The sequence below is a fragment of the Colwellia sp. MB3u-4 genome (genome assembly GCF_014077065.1).
Taxonomy (GTDB): domain Bacteria; phylum Pseudomonadota; class Gammaproteobacteria; order Enterobacterales; family Alteromonadaceae; genus Cognaticolwellia.
Genome location: NZ_JACGVE010000061.1, coordinates 1 through 1,057 on the forward strand (window position 1 = coordinate 1; position 1,057 = coordinate 1,057).

The following is a 1,057-nucleotide window of genomic DNA, read 5'->3' on the forward strand; positions in this document are numbered from 1 at the left end:
TGTGTATCCGCCATGTAACTGTCTAGCCCGGTTGTCGCCATGTATTCAAGATTATCCTCGCTATGAAAACCACTGTCAGCGGTGAATTTAGCGGTTTCAAAAGCTTTAGGTGTGCCTAGCTTTTCCAATTGACTTTTGAGCTGCTCTATCGCCGGTTTCAAGGTTTGTTGTTCGCCAACACTTCCCCACGTTTGAGCTTGCAGAATAATTTGATGTTTGTCATCGTTAATGGCAATACCGTTATAGCCTTGGATAGTGCCTTTGCTGGTGGTCATTTTAGCGCTGTCATTATCGGTGATATTACTTTTAACGGGCTTGCCTCTACTGCCTTTTTTTTCTTTGTGAGTGGCAAGAAACTCGCTGATTTTGGTGGCGCTGTTATCAAGCTTCTCTTTTTGCTTTAAGTCATGACTGACTTCGTCTTCACTTAGCCCATCCTGTGCTTGATGCCTCGCTAATATGCGTTGGCTAGCGCTACGTAACTTCGCTTCCTTGCGTATTAGCTCTTCAAACGTGCCACTGTACTCCTTACTCGCATTCGATTTTATCTTACAGCCATCAATGGCAAACATATGACGACCAATGAGGCCTTCTTTATCGCATATCATTAATACTTGGGTAAATAGTGGTTCAATTTGGTCTTTCATTCGCGCGACGAATGCGGCAATGGAGGTGTAATGTGGCTGAACGTCACCCGATAAACTCATAAAGGTAATATTGGTTTCACAGGCGTTGGCAATGCGGCGGCTGCTGATAAAACCACGAGAATAACCAAAAAGGATTATTTTTAGCATCACAGACGGTGAATAGGCGGCTGCGCCGCCTTTATCGTTTTGATACCACTGTTCAAAGCCCGATAAATCAAGATGATTATCAATAATATGCGCAAGCGCATATTCAAAAGTACCAGGGATTATTTGTTGAGAGAAATCGATGGGAATGAACTTACTTTGACAGGATAGATCAGGTTTATAGTTCGCCATGATATTTTGCTATTGGTGAATAATATCTATTAGATCACAGACGAAAACGGAGTTCAAGCTTAAAAAACAACCAA

At 42.4% G+C, this 1,057-nt stretch carries 1 protein-coding gene; it reads right to left on the reverse strand.

The features are described from left to right. On the reverse strand, window positions 1-983 hold a 983-nt coding region (locus H4J61_RS02315), incomplete at its 3' end, for a transposase (protein ID WP_182183316.1). Between the last annotated feature and the right edge of the window lie 74 nt (window positions 984-1,057).